We start from the raw sequence: 7221 nt of genomic DNA, 5'->3' as shown, positions 1-7221 counted from the left end.
CATCCTCTCGGCAACGGCACGTTGAAGCACGCGTTACGCAAACGCACTGTCGTTTCGTGTCGACTCTGGTTAATCCGTTGCCGCGGCCGCCATCGCTCCTTCTAGTCGCGTCGCGAGCCGTTGCTCTTAGGCCATTTCTTTTGGGTTACTTTTTCTTTGGGCCAGCAAAGAAAAAGTGACTCGGGCGCCGGCAGGCGCACGAAATGCCCGCTGCATAAGCGGCCCATTCGCGACCACGCGAAAACCAAGCGATACCGCAAAAAGGACCCCGGCCTACGCCGAAATGACCACAGAGTCACCGATATAGTCGAGCATCGCTCGATTGAATTCTTGCGGCCGCTGCAGCAGCGCAAAATGGGTCCCCCCCGGCAAAGTAATCAGTTCCGCGCCAGGAATGACCTCAGCCAGATGCTCCGTATGCCCCCGCGCGATGAACTCATCGCGCTCACCCACCACGATAGCCACCGGCACGCGTATCGCCGCCAACTCCGCATCGCCATACGTGGGCTGCGTATCCGTCATCTGGCCGACCGCCTGCGCAATCTCCTCGAACCGTTCCGCCTCCGGCGAAAACCGCGCATGGTCGTGTTTCACGCGCTTGAACATCCGCCCCAGCACCGGGTCGTCCATATCCAGCGGGGTCAGGCCGTCCAGATGCATCACCGTGCCGAAGGCGAACACGCAGGCCACGCGTTGCGGATGCTGCATCGCCATGGTCAGGCCGATGATGGAGCCGTCGCTCCAACCCACGATGGAAGCTGCGGGCAAGTCCAGCGCATCCATCACCGCAAACACTTCTTCCGCTTCCAGCGCATAGCTCAGCGGCTGAATGCCGAGCGTGCTGCGGCCGCGGCCGCGGTTGTCGATGGCGATCGCGCGGTAGCCGGCTTCGGTCAACGCGGCGATCTGGCGGCTCCAGTCGGCGGACTGGTTGAACGCGCCGTGCAGCAGCAGCACCGGCGCGCCTTCGCCGTAGACGCCGCACCAGATCGAGGCGCCGGCGTGCTCCACATGCAACTCCCGCACAGGTACCGGCAAGGGCGGCGTGCCGTGGGCGGCGTAGTGGCTCAGATCGTCGTCGCGGAAGTCCATCAGGCCACCGCCACGTCGCGGCCGGCCAGCCACAGCGCCACGTTGCGCACATAGCGGCGCGTGGCGTCGAGCGCATGCGGGTGCTGCTGGATCGCATCGCCCGGTGCTTCGCTGACGAAGCTCGGGCAGCCCAGGCGCGGGTCCCAGTTGTAGTCGGCAAAATGGTGGAAGGTGGATTGTGCGATCGCCCGTCCGCCGCCTTCCTTCGATTCGAACGCCACCGCCAGATTGAACACCTGCCCCGTCGCCTTGCTGCGCCCCTGCGCAATCACGCGGGCGCTCGCATCGCCCGGCGGCGCGTCGACCGCGCCCTCGTGCGGATGCGCCGGCAGGTAAGCCAGCACGCCGTTCGCTTCGTCCGGATCGTGCAGCACGGGATGCGGCTCGCCCACGGCGACGACGTGCTGCCAATCGCCATTCGCGCCGGAGTGGAAGTTCGGCCACAGGATGTAAGCGGTCGCGCGGTCGTCGATCTGCCGGCGCGCGGGATCCGGATCGGGATGGTGCGTGTGGAAATAATTCGCCGCACCGATGCCGGCCAGCGAGCAGATCGAACAACCCAGATCCATATGGTCGCGCGCCACCAGCACGCCGCTGCCGCGTCCGCGGAAGCGCCCGATGGCTTCGCAGTCCGCTTCGTGCAGGCCGTCGCCGACGTCCACGGCGAACAGCCAGAGCTGGTCGAAGCCGGAGCGGTCCAGTGTGGACAGCACCGGATCGGGCTGGCCTACGGGGCCGCGGTCGCGAGCGGTCACCTCGAACAGCGGCGCACCGTCCGCGCCGCGCGCCGCCGCCAGCGTCTGCGTCAGCTGCGAGAAGCGCCCGATATGCCAGTCGTCGGCGGCAGTCGGGATGGTGGTCTGCAGAAGCACCCGGATCGGCTGGCTCATGAAAGCGTCCCCATGTGGTACGGCACGGAAGGCCAAGCTGACAGCATGAACCCAAGGCCGGCGCATGGGAAGGAAGCGCGGCGCGCATCACCGTGTTGCGCTGGGTGCAACAGCTGCGGCCGGGCAGCGCCTAGAGCGCGAGCTTTCCGTCCACCCGCGTGACGCAGGCACCGCCGATCCACACGTCCTCGCCCTCGCCGCGCACATGGATGCGGCCCGCGCGTCCGATCGCCGTGCCTTGCGCCATCGCGAACGGCGCCGCCGCCATGCCCTCCTCCAGCAGCCAGCGCGCAAGGCCGGCATTGAGGCTGCCGGTGGCGGGGTCTTCCGGCACCGCATCGCCGCCGATAAACGCGCGCACTTCGAAAGCGGCATCGCCGCCGGGCCATGGTGCGAACAGGCCGATGGGTACGCCGTGCAAGGTGGACAGGTCCGGCGCCAGGCCGAGCAGGCGCTCGCGATCGTCCAGCATCAGCGCCAGCCAGCCGGCGCCGTTGTCGACCCAGCGAGCCTGCCGCACTTCGTCGCGGCGCAGGCCGAAGGCGCCGAGGATGCGTGCCAGCAGCGGCTCTTCCACCGGGCCGGCACGCAGCAAAGGCGGCGCGCGGAAAGCCAGCTGCCCGTGCCCGGCACGCACGCCGACCAGGCCCACCGCGCAGGACTGCACCAGTTCCCCGCCCTTGGACACACCGCCGGCTGCCAGCCATGCATGCGCGGCGCCGAGCGTGGGATGGCCGGCGAACGGCATTTCGCGCAGGGTCGAAAAGATGCGCAGGCGATAGTCGGCGCGCGGATCGTCGGACGGCAGCAGGAAGCAGGTCTCGCTGAGGTTCGTCCAGCGCGCGAGCGCCAGCATGTCCTGCTCCGACATGCCACCGGCGTCGTGCACCACGGCGACGGGGTTGCCGCGAAACGCTGCGGTGGAAAAGACGTCGACCAGGGTGAATCGCTTCGCGTGCATCGCAGTCCCGCCATGGCCGGCGCGCACCGCGCGGCGCCGGAAAGGCGGGACTTTAGCGCAGTGCGCTTATCCCAGCTTCGGCCCCTGCGGCGCGGCCTGAGCTTCCTGCCGCTGATCCAGCGCGGCCGAACGCTGCAGGCTTTCCTGCAGCGGCGGCGCGGGCTTGGCCAGGTCGACCTGGCCGAGCATGCCGGGAATGCGGCCGGCGATGTAGACGGTGCCGTTCTCCACCAGCACGGCGCGCACGTGGCCGGCCTTGATGCCGCCTTCCTTCGCGGCGAGCGTGACCTGGGCAAGGCGCTCTTCCGGCAGGCCGACGGGCAGCTGCGGTTTCAATTCGTCGTAGAGCGCCGGTGCGATGTCGCGCGCGGCGAGCTTTGCAGCGGCGGGCTCCGTCATCGGCTGCGCGGACGATATCCGTTCGGACAGCGCGAACGGGCTGGCGGCGAGTTCGTGGAAGCGGTCGGCCGGATGGATCTCGCCGGCCTTCTGCGCGCGTTCCAGCCGCACCTGGCGCGCATCGTCCAGTTCCGCGCGTTCCTTGGGGTCGGTCACCGGCCCCGCCGCGTCGTGCTGCCACTGCCGGCTGTGCGGATCGAAGGCGTAGCGGTCGTCGCCGCGCTGGATGCGGTCCGGGTCCACTTGCGGCGTGGCGGCCATGGCGCCGGCGTAGGCCACGCCCATGTCCTTGACGTATTCGGCGCGGCGCATCTCGTCGTCGCCATAGGCGGCGACCACCGCGGTGAGCGTGTCGTAGCCGCGCCAGGCGCCGAGGCGGCCGTCGTCGAGCATGCTGCGCCAGGCGCCTTCGGTCGCCGCTTCGCCGCCGTGGCGGCGTGCGGCGTCGAGCAGGCGGTTGGGCGTCCAGGCGTCGGCGTCGATGCGCTTGCGCGCGAAGGCTTCGGTGTAGGTTTCCTGCACGTCCTTCACCGGCAGGTTGAGCGCCAGTTCCGGCGCGCCGCCGTTGAAATGGGCGGCGCGGCGCGCGTAGTCCACGCGCACCAGGTCCTGGCCGAATTCCTCCCAGCCGCGCTCGCTCAGAATGGTGTGATTGCGGCTGTAGGCGTAGTTCTGCGCGTAGAGATTGGCGACAGCGCCCGGCGTGTTGTCGTTGCGCACCGCGCCCAGCGCGAGCAGGCCATAGCCGTCGGCGCCTTCGTGCCTTGCCAGGTAGTTCCAGTAGCGCTCGCGGTTGCCCTGGCGGGCATAGTGGCCGAGCACGTCCATGTCCCTGGGGGTAAGGCCTTCCATCGCTGCGTCTCCCTGCATGCCGATGACGCGCGCCGTGCCGACGGCAACGCGAACACACCTCGCAGCCCACCCTGGGCCGAGGCGAATCGCAAGATCATAGCGGCTGGCCGGCGAATCGACCACGCAGGCACGGCTTTTACCCGGGCTTCTGGCTGGAAATGTCGTTGTGCGCACATTTCCGGAACATCCCGGTGGAATGAAAACCGGCGGGATGAAAAAAGGGGCCGGCCGCGGCGGAGGGGAGATATCCCGCCGTGACCGGCCCGGCGCCTAAAAGTTTGGCATTACAGCTTGAAGTTGACGCCGACGGCGAAGGTGCGGCCGTTCTTGTACATGCCGATCGGCGCGTACTTCACGTCGTTGTACCAGTAGTAGGTGGAATCGAGCAGGTTGGTCGCGCTCAAGGTCACCGCCATCCACTGGTTCACCTGGTACGAGGCGCTGACGTCCAGCTCCTTGTACTGGTCGGCGAACACGTGCGAATCGAGGCGGCCGATCTGGGTGAAGTACGGCGAACGCCAGCTGTAGTTGACGCGCGCCGACCACGGACCCTTCTCGAAGTACGGAATGATGTTGAAGGTGTTCTTCGACAGGTACGGCAGGTTCAGGCCCGTGCTGGTGTCGGCATGCGCGTAGGTGTAGTTGGTCTGCACGCCGAAGCCGTGGCCGAGGTCCTGCTGGTACAGCAGGGAGATGCCGCGCACCTTGGCGTTGGAGACGTTCACCGGCGAGTTGATGGTGTAGAGGTTGGTCTGGCCGGTGGTCGGATCGAAGAACGTGCGCTCATCGCTGGTGGTGACGATGTAGTTGCCGATCTTGCGGTAGAACACCTCGGCACCGAGCATGCTGGACGGCGCGAAGTACCACTCGCCGGCCAGGTCGTAGTTGGTGGACGAATACGGCTTGAGGTTCGGGTTGCCCGCGCTGCCCGTGCAGTTGCCGGTGCTGCCGCCGGTGCAGCTCAGCGAGACCGAGCCGGCCAGGTCCGAATAGCGCGGACGCGCGATCACCTTGGATACGCCGAAGCGCGCCACCTTGCTGTCGTCGATGTCGTAGGCGATGTTGAAGCTCGGCAGCGGCTTGTAATAGTGCGTCTTGCCCTGCGCGAGGTAGTACGCGCTGCCGCCGGTCGACTGGTAGTAGGTGGACTTGTCGGTGGTGTCGACGTAGCGCACGCCGAAGTTGCCGCGGAAGCCGCCGGCGTTGTAGTTGAACTGCGCGTACAGGTCGCGCGTCATTTCGCGCACGTTGTAGATCGACGGGTAGTTGAGGTTGTACGGCCCCTGCGGCTGGCCGTTGAGATACGACTTCACCGAGCCCAGGTTCGCGGTCGGCCAGTCGGCCAGGTCGCCGCCGGCGTGCAGGCCGTCGTACAGATTGCCCGGCGTGGTGCCCGGATTGAAATCGGTGAGCGAGATCGCATCGGTGGTGTTGATGCGGTTGCCCTGCGAGAACTGCGAGTTCACGTGGTTGATGTACTTGAAGCCCATCTGCACCTGGTAGATCGGGCCCCACTCCAGGTCGCGGCTGGCGTCGAACTGGGCGTAGCGCTCGCGGTCCTTGGTGGTCTCGTAGTAGATGCCGCCGGCCTGGTACTTGCCGTTGAGCGTGGAATCGCCCGGCGGCGAACCGGCCGGCGATGCGGGCAGGCCCCAGTTGGCGGCCGAGCCGTTGTCGTAGTTCACCGCGGTGTTGCGGCCGTCGTAGCTGAAGTTGTAGCCGCCGGAATTGAGCAGGTACTTCATCAGGTATTCGGGGTCCTTGCCGCCGCGCGCGGCGGTGTAGCCGACCTGGCTGGTGAGGATCCACTTGTCGCCGTTGTAGTCGTGGCGCAGGTTGAGGCTCTTGGTGGTCACCTTGGACATGCGGTAGTTGGCGTCGAGCTCCGCATACGGCTGGCCGTTGCCGGTATTGCCGGACACCGTCGCGTTGGTGATGTAGCCGTTGTTGACGGTGAGGTCGGTGATCTTGTTGGTGTCGCCGCAGCCCGGGCAGACGTAGCGCGATTCGCTGAAGTTGTTGTACGAGCCGCGCACGTAGATGCCGGTGAGGTTGAACTCGTTCTTTTCGTCCGGCCGCCATTGCAGCGCGGACTGGATGCCGTCGCGCTTGCGCACCTGCTGGAAGTAGGCGCTGTTGATGCCCACCGGGTACTTGGCGGTGGCCACGTCGCCGCTGCCGTGCACGGTGGCGGTGGACGGAATGCTGGTGCCGGGCGTGGAATAGCCGAAGAATTCGATGCCGGCGCGCGACAGGTTTTCCTTGTCGTGCGTGACCGCGGTGAGGAAGCCGAAGGTGCTGTCGCTGTTCTTCCAGCTCCACAGCACGGAGCCGCGCGGATTGCCTTCCTGCGAACGGTCGTTGTAGCTGTAGCCGAGCGAGCCGCGCAGGGTGTTGGCCGGCAGGTCCAGCGGCTTGCGCGTGTTGACGATGACGGTGCCGCCGATGCTGCCTTCGTCGATATGCGCTTCGGGCGACTTGTACACCTGCATGTTGCCGATGATTTCCGGCGACAGCAGGGTGTAGTTGAAGGTGCGGCCGCTGGTGTCGGTGGGGTTGCCGCCCCAGTCGCCGGAGGCGATGGTCTGGCCGTTGATCAGCACGCGGTTGAGCGCCGGATCGGTGCCGTTGATGCTGACCTTCTCGCCCTCGCCGAACTGGCGGTCCACCGAGATGCCCGGCAGGTGCGACAGCGATTCGGCGGCGTTGGTGTCGGGGAACTTGCCGATGTCCTCGGCGTTGATCGCATCGACGATGGCATTGGCGTTGCGCTTGATCTCGATCGCCTTGGCCAGGCTCTCGCGGTAGCCGGTCACGGTCACCTGCTGGAGGTTCTGCGCCTGCTTTTCCTGCGCGCGCTGCTGCGGGGTCTTGCTCTTGTCGCCATTGCCGGCGGTGGTGCTGCCGTTCTGCGCCGCCGCGGCGGTGTCGTTCTGCGCATGCGCGGCGCCGGCGAGGCCAAGGCCGCACAGGATGCTGACGCACAGGAGTTTCTTGCCGTTCTTGATCATCAGGTCCCACCCCTTT

Annotated in this window: 5 protein-coding genes; all 5 read right to left on the bottom strand. The window is 66.9% G+C overall.

The window, feature by feature from the left end:
- Positions 1-273: 273 nt before the first annotated feature.
- The 5 genes from KK141_RS20380 to KK141_RS20360 all read right to left on the bottom strand — a co-directional run bounded on the left by KK141_RS20380 (position 274) and on the right by KK141_RS20360 (position 7205).
- Positions 274-1092: an alpha/beta hydrolase gene (locus tag KK141_RS20380; RefSeq protein WP_214571829.1), complete on the bottom strand. Its 819-nt coding sequence runs from the start codon at positions 1090-1092 to the stop codon at positions 274-276.
- Positions 1092-1982, bottom strand: a complete 891-nt coding sequence (locus KK141_RS20375) for a hypothetical protein (RefSeq protein WP_214571830.1) — start codon at positions 1980-1982, stop codon at positions 1092-1094. The genes KK141_RS20380 and KK141_RS20375 overlap by 1 nt, the downstream gene beginning before the upstream one ends.
- Positions 1983-2112: 130 nt before the next feature.
- Positions 2113-2943, bottom strand: coding sequence for a PhzF family phenazine biosynthesis protein (locus tag KK141_RS20370; RefSeq protein WP_214571831.1), 831 nt, complete (start codon positions 2941-2943; stop codon positions 2113-2115).
- A gap of 66 nt (positions 2944-3009) precedes the next feature.
- Positions 3010-4194 (bottom strand): hypothetical protein, encoded by a 1185-nt coding sequence (locus KK141_RS20365; RefSeq protein ID WP_214571832.1) that lies wholly within the window; start codon positions 4192-4194, stop codon positions 3010-3012.
- 284 nt (positions 4195-4478) lie between these two features.
- Positions 4479-7205: a TonB-dependent receptor gene (locus KK141_RS20360; RefSeq protein WP_214571835.1), complete on the bottom strand. Its 2727-nt coding sequence runs from the start codon at positions 7203-7205 to the stop codon at positions 4479-4481.
- Positions 7206-7221: the final 16 nt, after the last annotated feature.

Source organism: Dyella sp. LX-66 (assembly GCF_018599165.1).
GTDB classification, from domain to species: Bacteria; Pseudomonadota; Gammaproteobacteria; order Xanthomonadales; family Rhodanobacteraceae; genus Dyella_D; species Dyella_D marensis.
The sequence above is the reverse complement of the archived record's forward strand: the minus strand, read 5'-3'. Positions and strand labels throughout refer to the sequence as shown.

What these genes read in the sequence shown, in the direction of transcription:
- KK141_RS20380 (WP_214571829.1), bottom strand. Translation starts at nt 1,092, where the DNA reads ATGGACTTCCGCGACGACGATCTGAGCCACTACGCCGCCCACGGCACG.
- KK141_RS20375 (WP_214571830.1), bottom strand. Translation starts at nt 1,982, where the DNA reads ATGAGCCAGCCGATCCGGGTGCTTCTGCAGACCACCATCCCGACTGCC.
- KK141_RS20370 (WP_214571831.1), bottom strand. Translation starts at nt 2,943, where the DNA reads ATGCACGCGAAGCGATTCACCCTGGTCGACGTCTTTTCCACCGCAGCG.
- KK141_RS20365 (WP_214571832.1), bottom strand. Translation starts at nt 4,194, where the DNA reads ATGGAAGGCCTTACCCCCAGGGACATGGACGTGCTCGGCCACTATGCC.
- KK141_RS20360 (WP_214571835.1), bottom strand. Translation starts at nt 7,205, where the DNA reads ATGATCAAGAACGGCAAGAAACTCCTGTGCGTCAGCATCCTGTGCGGC.